This is a genomic window from Roseofilum reptotaenium CS-1145 (assembly GCF_028330985.1).
In the GTDB taxonomy this organism is placed as follows: domain Bacteria; phylum Cyanobacteriota; class Cyanobacteriia; order Cyanobacteriales; family Desertifilaceae; genus Roseofilum; species Roseofilum reptotaenium.
Genome location: NZ_JAQMUE010000051.1, coordinates 21,306 through 37,486, shown reverse-complemented (window position 1 = coordinate 37,486; position 16,181 = coordinate 21,306). Strand labels below are relative to the sequence as shown.

The following is a 16,181-nucleotide window of genomic DNA, read 5'->3' as shown; positions in this document are numbered from 1 at the left end:
TATATAGAGTTGACTTTCATCAATTTCCTCTCTAGTATGACACTTTGAACAACCTTTGTTACCCCTTTTTTGGTAAGCTTAAATACTCACTGCTCTTGCTTGAGTGTTTGTACTACATTTTGTCGTGCGGAATGTGGGTTAGAAACATTCCTAAAATATCTGGTTCGAGATGAAAGTCAACCGCTTTGGGAGTATGCCAAAGAAGTTGCTCGAGAAGCCAAGGAAAGAGGCGCAACCTTTAAATCTTCTCATGGGGATAAAGCGAATATCTATACTTGGTTGGCTTGGCAAGATCCACCGGGACGACAATTGCACGATGCAGTTAAGCAAAAGATCCTCGATCCGAATCATCCGAAAGCACAGGACTTTGTGAAGTGGTTCAAAACATGATACGAGTTGTAAACGATTTTGAGTTACAGCAGGTTTTACCGATTACCAGCGCAGTGTGCTTAACAATAAATGCGAATATCTTGTCCACATTCATCAGCCAAATAACACAGAGCGCGGAATCGCAGTCCAACCACTTCTTCATAGAGTGGATTTAACTTGCATAAGGGGGGAATATGACCGATTTTACGGCCGAATAAATAGAGATCGCGAGCAAAAGGACACTGAACTGGAATCAGACGACAGAGAAAATGGGCTATGTTTTCATCACGGATTTCTAACCGATTGAGCCATCGACGTAAAGGATGTAAGTAATGGGTAATGGTGCGATCGTTTTCTCGCAGTTCAGGGTTAGTAGGACGTTGGGTGAAGAGAAACTTGAACATAATCATTGCTCCGATTGCTTTCATACTTTCAGTGTATACATAAGCTCAGGAGATAGCAAATCTTCTTTTATATAATTTTTTGTTATCACCAATAAGATTGGCTTACCCTCTAGCCATCGAAGAAGAGCAATTGACCGATGACTGATGATCCATGACCAGCCCGTTTCATGTCCTCGACAGCCCAAAGCGCTACAATCGGTCCTGTAAGATGGAGTAGATCTCATTTCGATGTAGATCTACATTGGGGCAGTAATCGAGGGTTTTTTCGATGACGGGAGGCAGATCCTGGGCACGAATGCCATATTGACCCAAACGAGGAATCGGGAGAATTTGCACCCACGCTTCTACAATATTGACTAAGGCATCACAATAATAATGGGGGCTTTGGTGAGTTCGGCCATCAAAGAGTTCTCCGACCTTAGCAATTTTGAGCAGAATGGGATTTTGAGCATAACGGGTTCGCAGCGCTTTTAAGCTCATCCGCAGAGCAGAACCCGCTAAGGTACTACAAGCGATACGATAGGGAATGGGGCAAAAACTACTGAGGGTGAGAGAGAGTCCTTGCAGCAGTCCGATCGCACTATTCGATTGACTAATACCGGATGCACAGGAGGCATAGGCCATTTTTCCACGCACTGCTTGGCTAGTGGCTCCGACTGCACAAGCAAGCAGCAAATTATCTTTGAGAGCTTCTAAGCCACTCCAGATAATCGCTTCCGTTAAGACTGAGGTATGCAGGGCACACTCAGCTTCTATTAAGTGGGATAAAGTGACTAACCCAGACGTAGCCGTGAGATCGGGAGGGCAGGAAATCAGGAGTTCTGGGTCAATAATGACGGCATCTGGAATAAATTGGGGGTGAGTGAAAAAGGTTTTGGTTCCTCGAGATTCAATCCGGTCGATCGCCATTTTCGGGGTAACTTCATTTCCCATACCAGAGGTAGTGGGAATGGCAATTAAGGGAATTTTGGGGTGGGTGAAGCATGGTTTGCTTGCCAGGCTTTGGATATGAGCGATCGCCCCAGACTCTGGAGGAATATCAGAGGCGATCGCTTTTCCCACATCAATCACACTACCACCGCCAATACTGACGATCGCATCAATCGAGAAGTCGCGGATCTCCGCACAGATGCCATCAATCAAAGCATCGGTCGGTTCGCGATCGCAAATCCTGTGATATACTACCTGACCCGACCGACTTAAATTAGTCTTAATCTCGTCTAACTTACCCGATGCTTCTAGAGACTTGGCCCCTGTCATCAGCAAGACCCTCTTACCCTCAAATTGGGTAATTAAATTGGATAATTCTTGAACTTGGCCAGCACCAAAATAAATCGGGGGAACCTTGGAAAAACTAAAGGCTTTCATTAACAGGGGTTCTCAGTTCTAGAGGGCAATCAGGTCAATCCGAGGGCGACCCGCCTTATGAAATACAATTCTAGCAAGGGTCTTCACTGTAACTCCATTCCTCAGACCCTGTCATTTTCTCAGTATATAAAGGGTATGACTAAACACTACTCTGGTTTGTTATACCCTAATTTCCATCCCTAGACTGGTCTCAAGCAGTGATTTTTTTGTCTGAGATTATTAATCAACTTACCCCAGTGAACAGATTCCCCATCTCTACTGAATACTCAGTTGAATCTATCACTCTACTCCTTTTCTCCTCTCTTTTTTTTCCGTATATTTCGATGGAAAAGTTTTTATCTATAATTTCTTATTTATGGTTTTCTAGGAAATTAACCAATAGACCCTACCCAATGGACTGTCCAGCAACATTGTAAGATTTATTTAACCATCTCCAACCACGCCAGAGGATTTTTTTGCTCATGACCGTGAATACCACTGTTTCCCCCTTTTGTCAAGGTATCCAATATTTTGCTGACAGCCTCCCGGAATTTGCCACCTACGGAACCGAACCTGCCATTGAAGCAGGACAAACAGCGATTACCTCCCCCAGCGACCCGCGTGCCGCCTATCAAACGCTCCTAGCGGCCGATGCCTTGCGGTATCTGACCCTACAAATCACCGCCTCCAAACAATCGGGACATCCTGGTGGATTTGCTAGTATTGCCGAGGCGATCGCCGCCCTCGTCATGCTTGGTCACAAAAATATCCTCACCGAAGTCGGTCACCACGCCCCCGGATTCTACAGCAATATGTTTCTCGACCGCTCCCTCGAAGACATGGGCATCCAAACCGTGCAACAAATGCGCGAACGCTTTCGGGAAATGCACGGACTCCTCGGCCACCTCTCCGGCCAAATCCCCGGACTCCTCAACCCAGCCGGCCCCCTCGGCCAAGGGCAACACTTCGCCATGGCCGGAGCCAAACTCCACCCTGGCATCCTCTTCCCCGTCACCATCGGCGACGGCGGCCTCGGCGAACCCTACATCATGAGCAGCTTCGGCCACTTCCACACCGCCTTTCCCCACATCACCAACTTCCTTCCCATCCTCGTTTGGAACGGTTACTCCCAAGAACACCACAGCATGGTCTCCACCAAAACCAACGAAGCAATGATCCAATACTGGGAAGGTAACGGCTTTGAAGAAGTCATCCTCGTCAATGCCAAAGACTTCGACGACACCAACCAACCCGGAGACTATGTGGACAGCACCCAATTCTCCTTCAAAAACCGGCTTGAATTCGTGCAAGAACTCCTTGCCGCCACCCACCAAGCCGCCCAATCTGCCCTAGGGGGTAAACTTACCGTCCTCATTGTCAAACAACTCAAAGGTGCAGGTGTTCACAAACGTGGCGCAAAATCCCACAACCTCTATCCCGGAGATAACACCGAAAAAGACTACATCGTGAGTGCCCTTCAAGAACGCGCCCTCACCCCTGAAGGCTGGCAACTCGTTCGCACCAACTTTGAGCGCTCTGCTGGAGGCCCTGCTTCTAGCCATGTCGTCACCGAACAAGAACTCCCCGTACCCGAACTCGGCCAACTGCCTCTCACTGAATATCCCGTCAAAGGTGACAAAAAAGTAGCCACCACCGCCATGGGTGAGTTAATCGTTCATGTGGGCAAAACTGACCCCAACTTCCTGCTTACTAACGCCGATGGTAATGCTGCATCGGGGATTAATAACGTCAATATCGGTCTGAAAATCCTCCATCCCACCCCCGATGAAGACTACTTCCAAGGGCCCCAAGGCCAAGTCTATGAACCCTTAAGTGAAGATGCCTGTGCAGGGTTAGCCGCAGGACTCGCCCTCTTTGGAGTGCGTACCCTCTGGTGTTCCTATGAATCCTTCGCTATCAACGGCCTGCCGATTTGGCAAACCGTAACTCAAGCCATGGCAGAATTGCGCCGTCCTACCCCCTCAACTATTACCCTCTTCACTGCTGGAGCATTAGAGCAAGGACGCAACGGTTGGACGCACCAACGGCCAGAAATTGAAAATTATTTTGCTGCCATGATGCGAAATGGTAATATCTTTCCCCTCTTCCCCTGCGATGCCAACAGTATCCAAGTGTGTTATGAATGGGCATTGGGAACCAAGAATAAGGGAATTACGATTACTGCCAGTAAATCCCCCTTACCAGTTCGGACTACTCTCGACCAAACCCGTCAGGCTCTTCAAGATGGGGGAATCATTCTCCATGAAACAGAAGGGAAACAGAAGGTCGTGTTTGCTGTAATTGGCGATATGCCGTTAATTCCCACGTTTGAAGCCGCTCTAGAATTAGAAGATGAGGGCATTGGCGTGCGTATCGTTTCCGTAATTAATCCCCGACGGTTATATCGTCCCACCGATGTCGCTTGGGAAACTTGCACAGAAAAGGATAGCCATTTCTTAGATGATGCTGGGTTTGATCGTTTGTTTGCTGGTGATGCCTTAATTGGCATTACTGGAGGAGCCAGTGCCCTCTTAGAACCCGTGATGTTGCGCAGTACTTGTAAGCGCGATACCTTTGCCTGGAAACGGGGAGAAACGGCTTCGAGCGCTGGAGAGATTATGGCCTACAACGGTTTGAGGGCGGAAAACTTGGCCAAGCGGGCAGAAGAATTGTTAGGCCGTTAGAATCGTAGGGGCGAAAAATTTTTCGCCCCTACAACTGTTAATCAAATTCACGATATTTGTTGGGTTTTCCGCTTCGCGGACATGCACATTCCTCAACCCAACCTACAAATCAAGACTTTAAGCTAAGGCACTTCTTTTTCATACAAGTCAAACTCTTGTGGTGTTCCATTTAAGTGGTTGAGTAATTTTTCATATAACTCTTGATTGCCATTTTGTGCTTCCCATACTTCCTCAATCCAGGTGAGTAAAAAAGCCTCACGCTGATCGATTTGACCATCGTCTTTTGTAAAAGATCCCTGACGCAATCTTTCTTTGACCTGATTGCTCCTAGATTTCAGATGTTCTAAAATATCTCTAGATACGAAGTCTAACTTATCCTCAATATGTGGATAAGCTTCCAGGACTTCGTTTATTAGGAGGTCAAATATTTTTTGCTGATTGAGCTGGGCCATGAGCTGGATTATCCTAAATTATTTTTGAATAAATTAAAAAACTGTTCTTATTCCATATTCTCTGTCACAGGCAATATCTTTTACAAAATCACCCAGGAGGTTCCCCAGTTGAAATTCACTATCATCTCCTTCTAAGAGAAGATGGGCAAAGTAGTTCACGGGACTTTCTAGACGATAGCAGAGATTTCATCGACGGTCTGGATTCGGCCTTTGTAGACAGCGTGCAGGAGGCGATCGATCGCAGCTCGTTCCTCATCAATGAGGGAATCTTCGAGGACAGCAGCTAAGAGTCCGTAACAGTCAGCTTGAGTGAGAGTACGGGTTGTGCTGACTTGGGCAAAGAGTTCAGGTATGGCAAAGGGGAGTAGGCGTAGTTGAATCATAATTTTTCGATTAAAACTCATACTATTTGTACGATAAGGAAAGATGAAGCCGATCGGGGTGATGACTATCAGAGAAGAGTGTGATGTATGTCAAGATTGGAGTTGATTTCGATCGCTAAAGTAGGAGTATTAAATCGTCTTAAATAATACTTTTCAAGCTTAAAGAGGCTTCGTTGAGTTTTTGGGTACCGATGCGGGTTTGGGAAATACTAGAGGCGGTTTCTTTGGCTCCTTGGTTAATGCTATTCATGGCTTCTACGACTTGTTGAATGGCGATCGCCTGTTGTTTAATGTTTAAGGAAATTTGCTGGTTATTCAACACTACATCGTTAATGGCTTCAGCGACACCACTAAAGGCTTGGGCGGTTTTCTGAGCAATATCTACCCCAGAACTAACCGTTTTTGTTCCTTCTTCCGTCACCATCACCGTTGAATTAATCGACCCTTGAATATCCATCACTAAAGCATTAATTTTATCGGCTGATTTGCGACTTTGATCCGCTAATTTGCGGATTTCACTGGCCACTACTGCAAAACCTTTACCATGCTCTCCGGCTCGTACTGCTTCGACCGCAGCATTGAGGGCTAACATATTGGTTTGATTGGCTAAATCACTGACTAAGGCAGAAATATTACCAATTTGACCAGTCTGCTCACTGAGTAAAACAATTTGTTGGGCGATCGCACTCACCTTTTCCCGTAAATCTTCCATCCCTTGCAGTGTATTATCTACCGCATCACTACCCCCTTGGGCCAAGACCAAGGCTTGTTGAGCCGCTGATACCGATGCCTCTGCTTGCTCAGAAACCTGACGAGAAGAAGCTCCTAATTCATCCATAGTGGTTGTGGTTTGATTCACCGAAGACGCTTGTTGAGTAACCGTCCGCTCTTGCTGTTCCACCGTGGCTGCAATTTCTGATGAAAACGCAGCGATTTCCTCTGTAGATTGATTAATGATTTTGGCTAATCCTCCAGAAATCCAGAAGGCGAAAGAGACCGTCACCACGATTAAGCATAGCGTTCCTAAAGAAATCACCCAAATTAATGTATGCAGAGCATTAGTTGCTTTTTCCGTTTCTAATTTGAGCAAATCTTCTTCCATCGATGAAAATCGATCAGTGATTCGATCAAAGGCTGTTGCAAACTCTGTTCCTTGCCCAGAATTAAAAAGGGCAATGGCTTCATCTCTTTTTCCTTCATCTGTTAGGATATGTGTCTGATCTGAAAACTCCTGATATTGATTTTTTAGATCAATAATCTGATTGAGAAGTCTCTCTTGTTCAGGATTGTTCACTAAAGATTTCAATTCTATCGCAACAGCATCAAACTGACGAGTGTATTCTTGATATTCTTGCAAAAAATTTGGATTTTGAACAGCTAAATAGCCTCGGTTACTCCGAATCATTCCCTGCCCACTTAGACTTAAGTCACCAATATTTATAATCACTTCTTGAACTCGATCTACTGTCTGAAAAACCTCCTGTGCCGTGATATATACCCAGCCAGAAATCAAGGCAGTAAACCCAATGGGTATAGCATAGCTAAACAGAAGTCTTTCTCTGATTCTTAAATTAGAAAACATCTATTTTCTCCTCAAGGATACAACTAACTGGCTTCATTAACTCGTAATTCTGAGTGATTCAAAACCTTTTTCAAATCGAGAAGTCCCATCATTTTTTCCTGATAAGCTACTGTTCCCCGTAGATATTCTTCATCTACCACATGCACAGCCGTAGGAATGGGTTTGATTTGCGATTTGGACAAGTAGATGACATCAAAAACGTTGTCAACGACCACACCAACCACAAAGTCTTCAGTAGCGACTACAACTGCTCGCAAGGGAACCCGATTATAGTTTAGGTTCAGAATAGACCCAATATTCACTAAAGTAACAATTTCACCTCTGAGATTAATATTGCCCACAATATGAGAGGGACAGCACGGAATAGGTGTAACTCGTTCAATAGGAGTAAATTCGCGCACTAATTCTAAATCTATACCAAAATATTCTTCATTCAAACCAATAACCGCAATAGGCATTAAGCCTTTGATATCTTCATGAGCTAGAGATTGTCTTAGATTTTTCGCCCTGGAGTGAAAAATCTCTCGCTCTTTTTGGCTGGCATGGGGACAAAATAAAGTTCGGTTGTGAGCATGGAATTGTTCATTGTCAGAGGTAAATTCTTCTTCAATTCCTGGATCAATGTCTGCCAACTCCTCAGTTTCTACCGGGCGGAGTAGAGTCTCGATATTTAAAATCATGATAATGTGATTCTCCACTTGTACCAATCCCCTCATACAAGGGGTCATAGATGGCCAATGAAGCGATTTTTGAAGAGCACGTTTTAAACGCCCTTGGGAAAATTGAGTCGAGATCTCTGATTCTTCAATTATCTGTACTTCATGGACTTGATTAACAATAATGCCCATGAGTATGTCTTCAGAGTGCAAGACAATGACGCTATCACTGATTTGGTATTCCTGAGTTACATATCCGAGTCTAGATTCGAGATCCATAACTGGAATAATCTTACCCCTTAGATTGAGAACTCCGGCAATATCTCGTGCAACTTCGGTAACGGGGGTTAACTCAGGTAAGAAGAAAATTTCTTCTACATATAGAGCATCTATCCCGTAGCGTGAACCGTTCAGGCTAAAGGTAATAAACGGTTTTTTTCCCATAATCCCTATTTTGAAGTTTATTGAAGTTCTTTTAAGCGGTTCTTGATAAATCTCAATAATTCTTTAGTTGTATATTCTTCTGATGTTCCTATTTTAGCATCTTGAGGATGTTTTTGAAGTAAGTGTAGGGCCGTGTTCCAAAACTTGCGAGCTTGTACTTTATTCCCTTGTTGAGCATACAGAGACCCTAAATCTAAATAAGCAGAGATTGATTTTGGTTCTAAATAAATAATCCGCTTTAGGTAGATCTTTGCTTGCTCTAGTTCTCCTTTTTCTTCTGCAATTTGTGAGAGTAAATAATAGGGATCAATAGCAAATGATCTAACAGATAAACACTCATGAGCATATTGGATAGCTAAGTCGAGTTCTCCCAGATTGGCATGGGATTTTGCCATCGATAGTAAGTCTGTGAAATCCTTTGGATTTTCTTCTAAATAGTCTAGAGATTTTTTGATCAGATTAGGATACTTTTCTGGCTTAGATGTTTTTTGATTCTGATTCTTGTGAGGTGAATTTTGAGGTTTGTAAAGGGTTAAATTATCAGCATTAACGGAAACATGAGCGGCAATCTGATTATCAGAAAAAGGCAACTTTAAATCCGACTTATGGGGTAAGGGATGGAAGAAAGAAGTGATTTTTTTCTGCTCGGAAGATGTCTTTACATTCATCAAAGCACATTTTTTTTGGTACACGATAGATTCCGGAAGGGCCTTGATTTGCAGACACTGTAAGTTATGACCATATAACTCCGTATGGCTAGTAATAAAATACCCTTGATGGTGAAGGGCATTACAAAATTTCTGTAAACAAATGTCAATGGCTTCTTTAGTTAAGTAAATGAAGACATTGCGACAAATGACTAAATCAAATGGTATGAACTGACCCTGGTCTTGAGGAATGGAGTCTAGGATGAGATTGCTGGTTTGAAAGTGAACTAATTGTTGGACATCAGGGTTGATTTTCCAGAGTTCTTGATGAGGTTTGAAGTAGGAGGCTTTTAATCTGGGTTCAACGAGTCTAAAAGACCAGTCATTGTACAATCCGGTCTTTGCTTTAGCGATCGCCATAGCATTAATATCTGTTCCCAGAACCCGCAGATGCCAATTTCTCCAGTCGGGAATCAGCTCCATTAACAAAATGGCTAAAGAATAAGCCTCTTCTCCCGTCGAGCATCCAGCACTCCAGACATTGAAACTGGGGCGATCGCGATCGCCAGCCTGATGACGTTGTATATTAATCAACTCGGGTAGTAAATGGGTTCGCAGAAGCTGAATTTGTCCTCGATCGCGAAAAAAATAACTTTCCCCTGTTGTCAATAGATCAATCAATGTCTCCCACTCTCGATTGCTGCGGTAACTGGGAGTAGCCAAAAGTTGATAATAATCATCAACCGAAGACAGGTGTAAGCATTGAGTACGATGAATGACCTTCTGACTCAAACTCTCACGATCCTTAGAGCGGATCGCTAATCCCGTCTTGTGGTTAATCAACTGAATCAACTGCTCTAGCAGAAAAATATTAATCATCAGACTCAGTTAACCCCCTTAGTCTTCCAATGCTCTTCTTCTGGCTTTCTTCATTAACTAGAATGACAGACAATACAGCTATGGAAATCTAATCTTCCAATTATTTAAATAGTTTTAAGCCTTAGAGACGACACAATGGAGAACAATTCTATGAATCCAGTTCCTGATTTGACCTTAGAAGAGAGAATTGTCCAAGTTGATGCAAAACTCGATCAACTCCTTCAGATGCACAGTTATGCTGAGTCTGGAGGAGCAGAGCATTTTTTGAAGCGGGAAAATGATTATTTACATCAAGCTTTAGAGATGAGCGATCGCCAGAAAGTCCTACTTCAACAAGAACTCACGCACTACCAACACAGTGTACAGAGCTTAGAGCAACAGCGACAAGAGCTACAAACCGAACTTACTCAAGTGCGCCAAATCCTCATTCAACAGGAAACCCAAATCGAAATACTCCGACAAGCACTCACCCAATCTCAAGATTATGCCCAGGAGATCGAAGCCCAACTTGCTCAAGTGCAAAAGAGAAAAGAGGAAACCGAAGCCTCTGCCAAACCTCGACTTGAAGGTATCTTTCCAGAAATTTTAGCCGAAAAATTAGGAATCTCTACAGCAGAAGTGTTCCAACAGTGGCGAGCAGGTGAACTGCAAGGATGGCATTTGGGTCGAGATCAACGGTTTTATCCAGCCCGGTAATTGCCCTCTTGCCTAAATATTGACCTGATTTCCTTGATTAAACTTTGCTACCTTGGAGAACAAGGGGCCCCCAGCCCCTTGTTGAACAGAAGGTTAGAAAAAATTGCCTTTAGAAAAAGCTGGGTTGATGACGAATCAAGTTTAAGAATTCTTCACGCACTTTTTGATCTTCCTTAAACACACCCACCATCGAGCTAGTCACTGTCCAAGATCCAGGCTTTTGCACACCGCGCATCACCATACACATATGGTTGGCTTCAACCACCACTGCCACTCCTTGAGGGTCAAGAATTTCTTGGATCGCTTCAGCCACTTGGCGAGTCAGCCGCTCTTGCACTTGTAAGCGACGGGAATACATTTCCACAATCCGCGCTAACTTACTTAAACCGACCACTTTTTGATTGGGAATATAGGCCACATGGGCCTTACCCATAAACGGCAGCATGTGGTGTTCGCACAAACTAAAGAGATTAATATCACGCACTAGAACCATTTCATCATGGCCTTCATCAAAAATGGCTCCATTGACCAGATCTTCTAAGGATTGATGATAGCCATTGGTGAGGAAGCGCATAGCCTCAGCAACTCGTTTGGGGGTTTTCAGGAGTCCTTCCCGCTCTGGATCTTCACCGAGTTCTGCTAACATCGTCTGCACGGAATTCATTAAGGCTTCATTACTGACATCAGAACTCGGATGGGAAATTTTTGACTCCGCACCATGGGTGGTAGAGCGATCGGGCCGACTCGATAACGGTTGATGTTCCTTAGCATCCTTATCCGAAGAATAACTCAAGGAGGGAGAACCATTAGAGGAAGCAATAGTCATAAGATTGAAAACTCTCTTTTCAGTTTAGGTGGGTGAGCAAAGACAGACAAAGAGGAACTTGGTCTGCACTAGGATCTGGGCCAGAGCTACTTAAGCCGAGCTACTGACTTTGAGGTATTGTTCCATTCCTCGATGGCTGCTGATGGGGGAAGTAATGGGGTTTGAGATCGTTTTGGAGCGATCGGAAGGATCTAGGATTGGCATCAGCAGAGAGGTTGTGTAGCTAGAGACTAAGGCTACACGTTGGATCAATTGGAATAAAGCTGAAGAAGCTTGGACAGCCCATGCCAGGGAGGTCAAGCCGTTGTAATCTAAACTTCTTGGATCAGCAAAACTCAAATCGGTAATGAGGAAAATGTAAACAATTGTTACTGGGAGCCATTATAACTCCGATTGCCCCGGTTAACACAAGGGAAAGGGTCTAGGCTGACGCTTCTAAAAAGACTCCAATGTGCCTAAACTTCTGATAGCGCCGGTCTCGGCGTTGTTGGGGAGATAGGGCATCGAGTTCAGAAAGATGGCGGAGAATAGATGTTTTCAGAATATTAGAAGCTTTTAGGGGGTCGCTATGAGCGCCACCGAGAGGTTCCGGCAATAAATCATCTAAAATCCCCAATTCTTTTAAGTCTTCGGCGGTAATTTTTAGCGCTTCTGCTGCTTGGGGAGATTTTTTGGCATCTTTCCAGAGAATGGCAGCACAGGCTTCTGGAGTAGCGACGGTATAGACGGCATGTTCAAACATCAATAGGCGATCTCCCACACCAATCCCCAATGCTCCTCCCGATCCGCCTTCGCCAATGACGGTACAAATGATGGGGACATCCAGACGAAACATTTCCCGCAAATTATAGGCGATCGCCTCCCCTTGTCCTAATTCTTCTGCTTGCAGTCCCGCCCAAGCTCCAGGAGTATCAATAAACGTGAGAATGGGCATTTTAAACCGGTTGGCATGATTCATTAATCGTATGGCTTTGCGATAGCCCCCAGGTGAAGCCATACCAAAGTTACGGGCCACATTATCCTTAGTATCCCGGCCTTTTTGATGGCCGAGCATGACAACCGATCGCCCATCAATACGACCAATCCCCCCAACCAAGGCTGGATCGTCTCCTCCACAGCGATCTCCATGTAACTCAATCCATTCCTGACTAATCGACTGGATATAATCCAACGTCGAGGGACGGCGAGGATGGCGAGCCAACTGCAACCGTTGCGTGGGAGCCAAATTGGTAAAAATCTCCTCTCGCAGTTGAACGGAGCGCTGCTCCAACTGATGAATTTGATCGGAGACATCGACACTGTTCTCTTTTGCCAATTGCCGAATGTGTTCAATTCGGTTCTCTAGTTCAAACAGTGGTTTTTCAAAATCCAGGAGTAGGGGTTTACGTTCAGGAGTATTCACATTCACTAAAGGGGAATCACATTTTCTCTTGGGCCCGTCTCTCATTTTATCGGATTCGGGTCATCTGTACTCAGCTCTGAGCCTTAAGCCTGGGGTAATAGCAGGGGACGAAATCCATGTTTGACTGAAGCTGTGCCAATTTTCTCCATTTTTTCCACCGTAATCTGATTACGACCCCAAGAAAAACTCTCATACCACTGCTCGAAGTCTAGAATCATGGCTTCAGCAAAGCAAGCAAACAACTGTCGCTCGGGCACATCCATCTGCACTATATCCATAATTTTCCATTCAATATCTAGGGACTGTTCTACAATCCCGCCATTGACCACGTAAATATCCGTATCTTGCAGTTTAGTCCCCAAATTTTTCGGATATCCCCCATCAATCATCAAACAGGGATGTTTCAGTGTAGACGCATCAATTTCTACACCCTTGGGCATACTGGCGACCCAAACCACCACATCTGCTAGGGGGAGAGCCTCTTCTAAGCTCAGAATTTTACCTCGTCCCAGTTCTGATTGTAGCGCTCTCAGGCGATCCTCTTTGCGTGCTACCAAGAGTAAATCGGCCACATCGGTCTTCTGATTCAGCCATCGACAGACAGCACTGCCAATATCTCCTGTTGCACCGCAAACGGCGATCGTCGCTTGGGATAGATCGATTCCCAACTGAGCCGTCACCTGTTCCACTTGTTGACAAATAATATAAGCGGTATGGGTATTGCCCGTTGTAAACTTTTGAAAGTCTAATTCCACATTACGAACCCGTGGGTTGTCATGAAGATTAAATTCTTCAAAAATAATCGAGGAAAATCCCCCCAAGGCCGTAATATGAATTTCATCTTCATCTTTCTGTTTCTGAGCATGGGCCATAGCGTTCAGGATTTTGCGAGTGGCCGCTTTAATCCGACGATTGGCCAACATTTCTGGGAGAAAACAGGATTCGATATACTTACCGGTTATGACTTTTCCGGTAGCGCTGGTGACTGTAATATCATCCACTGTCTGTGGAGGGGCAGAACACCAGAAATCCAATCCCTGATCTGCATATTCTGGATATCCCAAATCCCTGGCAACGGATTGGGCATGTTCTAAGCTAGTAAGGTGACCGATCAGACCAAACATGGATGTACTAAATTTAAGCCGTCTGCTAATAGAGTAAAGGACAATGGGACGAAATAGACCATTTTAGAATAAAAAGACCGATCAGATGGATCGGTCTGACCGGTAAGTTTCCTCAAATCTAAGAAAGAAATGGGTCGTCAACTCAAGGCTTCTGAGGCGAGATTAGACAGATACTAACCCATAAGCAGACATCCGCATGATTTCTCCCGTGGTAAAGCCAATGTTAGCGAGGGCTTCACCATAGGCAATCATGAAGTCTTCAATTAAGGACTCTTTTTCCATCGCCAGGATTTTAGCATCCTTTTCCACTTGATTGAGCATTTTCCAGACGATGGGTAGATTTTGGCGGTTGGCTGCTTGCAGTTCTGCTTTAGAGTCTTCAAAGTGGGCTTTGAGCCATTCTTCACCAAAGTTGAGATGGAGATATTCATCTTTGACCACTCCTTCGGTGATTTTGCGAGCGAAGGGGTCAGCTACGGGAATATAGATATTGTAGGCGGCGATCGCAAAGCACTCAATAATCAAGGATTGAATCAGCAGACAAGTAACCACCTTGTCTTCTGCTAGGGCATCCTGGAAGTTTTGGTGCAGTTGATTAAAGTATTCTTTGGCAAACTCCATATCGGGAGTTACTTTCAAATTGTTACCGCAAGCCTGGAATCCCTTCATGTGGCGCTTTTCCATCTTCGCCAGCTTCGTCAATTCTTCTTTGTCATCGGGCAGCAGACTAGCCAAGTTAATGTAATTGTCATAGGCTTCCTGTTCCCCTTCAATGACGATCGCATTGATCCGGCTATAGGCATCTTTGTAAGTTTCGCTTTCATAGTTGAGTTCAGTGCTAACTGCAAGCTGCTGCATAGGTGATTAATCTCCTAATTCCTAATATTGATGATGTTAATCCTTAAAGATGGCAAATGTATTTGTGCCTATTGGGAGGACTGACGATTGGTAGGTTTAAGTGTAACTTAACCCTTGGCCGTTTTCATCCCCTTCTGGAGCCAGAAGGATTGAGGGTCTATCTTAATCTGAGTCTCGATCTCCTTTGTCTGGAATAATTTGCCTGAATGATGGCTATATCTATTGATTTATCTGATGATAGCGTAAAGCGATCATCTATTCATTCTGGTCTGATGGCAGATAAGCAAACATGGAGATGGGGAATTGGGGAACAGGAAAATTCCCTATTCCCTGTTCCCTAATTCCCCCATGAGCCATTGTAGGCGGATACCCGACTGACTCTCCTGGGAGTCTGGAAGCCGATCTTGCAGAGGAACTTCCAGAATTTCACTGGTGAGAGGACCGAGTTGATTGAGCATCGATCGCAGATGGGGGGTACTTGCTCCCGTGTCTACGTAGAGGCGATCGGCTAAATTTCCTAAGCGTTTCCAGGTTAAATATAACTTGGCTACGGTTTGCTCGAGTTGGGTGGCCTGTTTGAGCAATTCTGAAGCCGTACTTAAACAGCCTAACCGCAAACTTTCATCCAGAGCCATCTCTAAATCTACTGAGGATTGACTCAGGACTTGCACTTGGGCGGCTGCATCTAAGTATTTTGCCAGACTTCGCGCCTCTGATGTCATTTGTTTAACGGTTTCTACATCTGGGTTCGCGGCGACCTCTTCTTGAATGCTTTGCAGGTGAGTATCGGGCAGTTTCCCTAATTCTTTGACTAAGGGGGCCAAATGTTTTGAGGCCATCGTTCCCGAAGCGGCTTTTTCCTTCACTTCATTGGGTAATAAATCTGAAGACATGGCCATCCACTCATCAGCCAATTGTTTCACTTCTCGTCGAGTAATGCGATCGCCACGACTAGCCGCATCCGTAACCAATTGTTGCACTTCTACCGGTGCTTTGGCCGTTTCTACAAACGCCCGTTTACTAAAATTATTAACCGCTTCCGGGTCTAATTGCCCCTCCTCGACCAAGGTATCAGCACTATTGGCCAATTGAATCAAAGCATAGGCTTGGCTTTTCGTAATTTCTTTCGATTTTAACCAATTGATAAATCCCGTTCCCCGGCCATCACCGCCCTTTTTCTCCCGATCGCGGATTGCCCGTAAAATACGCCCTCGCCAAATATCCGTTTGCAAATCAAAGCGATCGCACACCAACCACGCTGTATCGAGTTGTTGCTGAAACTCCTGATCTGGAATCTCTTCATCTTCAGGATCGGGTAAATTAAAATCCAGTTGGGGTTGCTCACCCAAAAGGGCTAATAGGTCAGTAACAGATTGATCCATGGTAAGGGGTAATCGCTAATCAGTAAGATATTCCATAATATAGATA

17 protein-coding genes are annotated in these 16,181 nt (G+C 44.7%); 3 read left to right on the top strand and 14 right to left on the bottom strand.

Annotated features, from left to right (window positions below; genetic code table 11):
- Positions 1–99: 99 nt before the first annotated feature.
- The gene (locus tag PN466_RS08445) at positions 100–390 is read left to right on the top strand and encodes a DUF3226 domain-containing protein (RefSeq protein ID WP_271938648.1); all 291 of its coding nucleotides are present in this window, start codon (positions 100–102) and stop codon (positions 388–390) included.
- A 59-nt stretch (positions 391–449) separates the two neighbouring features.
- Here the strand turns inward: PN466_RS08445 and PN466_RS08440 are convergent, their stop codons facing one another.
- Together PN466_RS08440 and PN466_RS08435 are read right to left on the bottom strand one after the other, a co-directional pair.
- Complete coding sequence (locus PN466_RS08440) at positions 450–773, bottom strand: Mo-dependent nitrogenase C-terminal domain-containing protein (RefSeq protein WP_271938646.1); 324 nt, start codon at positions 771–773, stop codon at positions 450–452.
- A gap of 189 nt (positions 774–962) precedes the next feature.
- Positions 963–2,141 carry an iron-containing alcohol dehydrogenase gene (locus PN466_RS08435; RefSeq protein WP_271938643.1) on the bottom strand — a complete coding sequence of 393 codons (1,179 nt, stop codon included), beginning with the start codon at positions 2,139–2,141 and terminating at the stop codon, positions 963–965.
- A gap of 461 nt (positions 2,142–2,602) precedes the next feature.
- On the opposite strand from PN466_RS08435, the gene PN466_RS08430 reads away from it, so the two are divergent.
- Complete coding sequence (locus tag PN466_RS08430) at positions 2,603–4,804, top strand: phosphoketolase family protein (RefSeq protein ID WP_271938641.1); 2,202 nt, start codon at positions 2,603–2,605, stop codon at positions 4,802–4,804.
- Between the two features lie 122 nt (positions 4,805–4,926).
- Here PN466_RS08430 and PN466_RS08425 read toward each other — a convergent pair whose 3' ends face one another.
- From PN466_RS08425 to PN466_RS08405, 6 genes are all read right to left on the bottom strand, one after another.
- Positions 4,927–5,256: a hypothetical protein gene (locus PN466_RS08425; protein ID WP_271938639.1), complete on the bottom strand. Its 330-nt coding sequence runs from the start codon at positions 5,254–5,256 to the stop codon at positions 4,927–4,929.
- Positions 5,257–5,289: 33 nt separating this feature from the next.
- Positions 5,290–5,415, bottom strand: a complete 126-nt coding sequence (locus PN466_RS26630; protein WP_449314328.1) for an ACP phosphodiesterase — start codon at positions 5,413–5,415, stop codon at positions 5,290–5,292.
- 8 nt (positions 5,416–5,423) lie between these two features.
- Entirely contained in the window at positions 5,424–5,639 is a 216-nt protein-coding gene (locus PN466_RS08420; protein ID WP_278003030.1) for a hypothetical protein, read from the bottom strand.
- A 139-nt stretch (positions 5,640–5,778) separates the two neighbouring features.
- Positions 5,779–7,221, bottom strand: a complete 1,443-nt coding sequence (locus tag PN466_RS08415; RefSeq protein WP_271938637.1) for a methyl-accepting chemotaxis protein — start codon at positions 7,219–7,221, stop codon at positions 5,779–5,781.
- 23 nt (positions 7,222–7,244) lie between these two features.
- The gene (locus tag PN466_RS08410; protein WP_271938636.1) at positions 7,245–8,321 is read right to left on the bottom strand and encodes a chemotaxis protein CheW; all 1,077 of its coding nucleotides are present in this window, start codon (positions 8,319–8,321) and stop codon (positions 7,245–7,247) included.
- A gap of 17 nt (positions 8,322–8,338) precedes the next feature.
- Complete coding sequence (locus tag PN466_RS08405; protein WP_271938634.1) at positions 8,339–9,847, bottom strand: CheR family methyltransferase; 1,509 nt, start codon at positions 9,845–9,847, stop codon at positions 8,339–8,341.
- A gap of 150 nt (positions 9,848–9,997) precedes the next feature.
- Between PN466_RS08405 and PN466_RS08400 the strand changes: the two genes are divergently transcribed.
- Positions 9,998–10,543, top strand: a complete 546-nt coding sequence (locus PN466_RS08400; RefSeq protein ID WP_271938631.1) for a hypothetical protein — start codon at positions 9,998–10,000, stop codon at positions 10,541–10,543.
- A 109-nt stretch (positions 10,544–10,652) separates the two neighbouring features.
- Here the strand turns inward: PN466_RS08400 and folE are convergent, their stop codons facing one another.
- The 6 genes from folE to PN466_RS08370 all read right to left on the bottom strand — a co-directional run bounded on the left by folE (position 10,653) and on the right by PN466_RS08370 (position 16,135).
- Positions 10,653–11,369 carry a GTP cyclohydrolase I FolE gene (gene folE / locus PN466_RS08395; RefSeq protein ID WP_271938628.1) on the bottom strand — a complete coding sequence of 239 codons (717 nt, stop codon included), beginning with the start codon at positions 11,367–11,369 and terminating at the stop codon, positions 10,653–10,655.
- A 90-nt stretch (positions 11,370–11,459) separates the two neighbouring features.
- Entirely contained in the window at positions 11,460–11,669 is a 210-nt protein-coding gene (locus PN466_RS08390) for a hypothetical protein (protein ID WP_271938626.1), read from the bottom strand.
- 121 nt (positions 11,670–11,790) lie between these two features.
- The gene (gene accA / locus PN466_RS08385) at positions 11,791–12,771 is read right to left on the bottom strand and encodes an acetyl-CoA carboxylase carboxyl transferase subunit alpha (RefSeq protein ID WP_271938623.1); all 981 of its coding nucleotides are present in this window, start codon (positions 12,769–12,771) and stop codon (positions 11,791–11,793) included.
- Between the two features lie 83 nt (positions 12,772–12,854).
- Entirely contained in the window at positions 12,855–13,895 is a 1,041-nt protein-coding gene (locus PN466_RS08380; protein ID WP_271938621.1) for a long-chain acyl-[acyl-carrier-protein] reductase, read from the bottom strand.
- A 162-nt stretch (positions 13,896–14,057) separates the two neighbouring features.
- Positions 14,058–14,753: an aldehyde oxygenase (deformylating) gene (locus tag PN466_RS08375; protein WP_271938620.1), complete on the bottom strand. Its 696-nt coding sequence runs from the start codon at positions 14,751–14,753 to the stop codon at positions 14,058–14,060.
- Positions 14,754–15,076: 323 nt separating this feature from the next.
- Positions 15,077–16,135 carry a hypothetical protein gene (locus tag PN466_RS08370; RefSeq protein ID WP_271938618.1) on the bottom strand — a complete coding sequence of 353 codons (1,059 nt, stop codon included), beginning with the start codon at positions 16,133–16,135 and terminating at the stop codon, positions 15,077–15,079.
- Between the last annotated feature and the right edge of the window lie 46 nt (positions 16,136–16,181).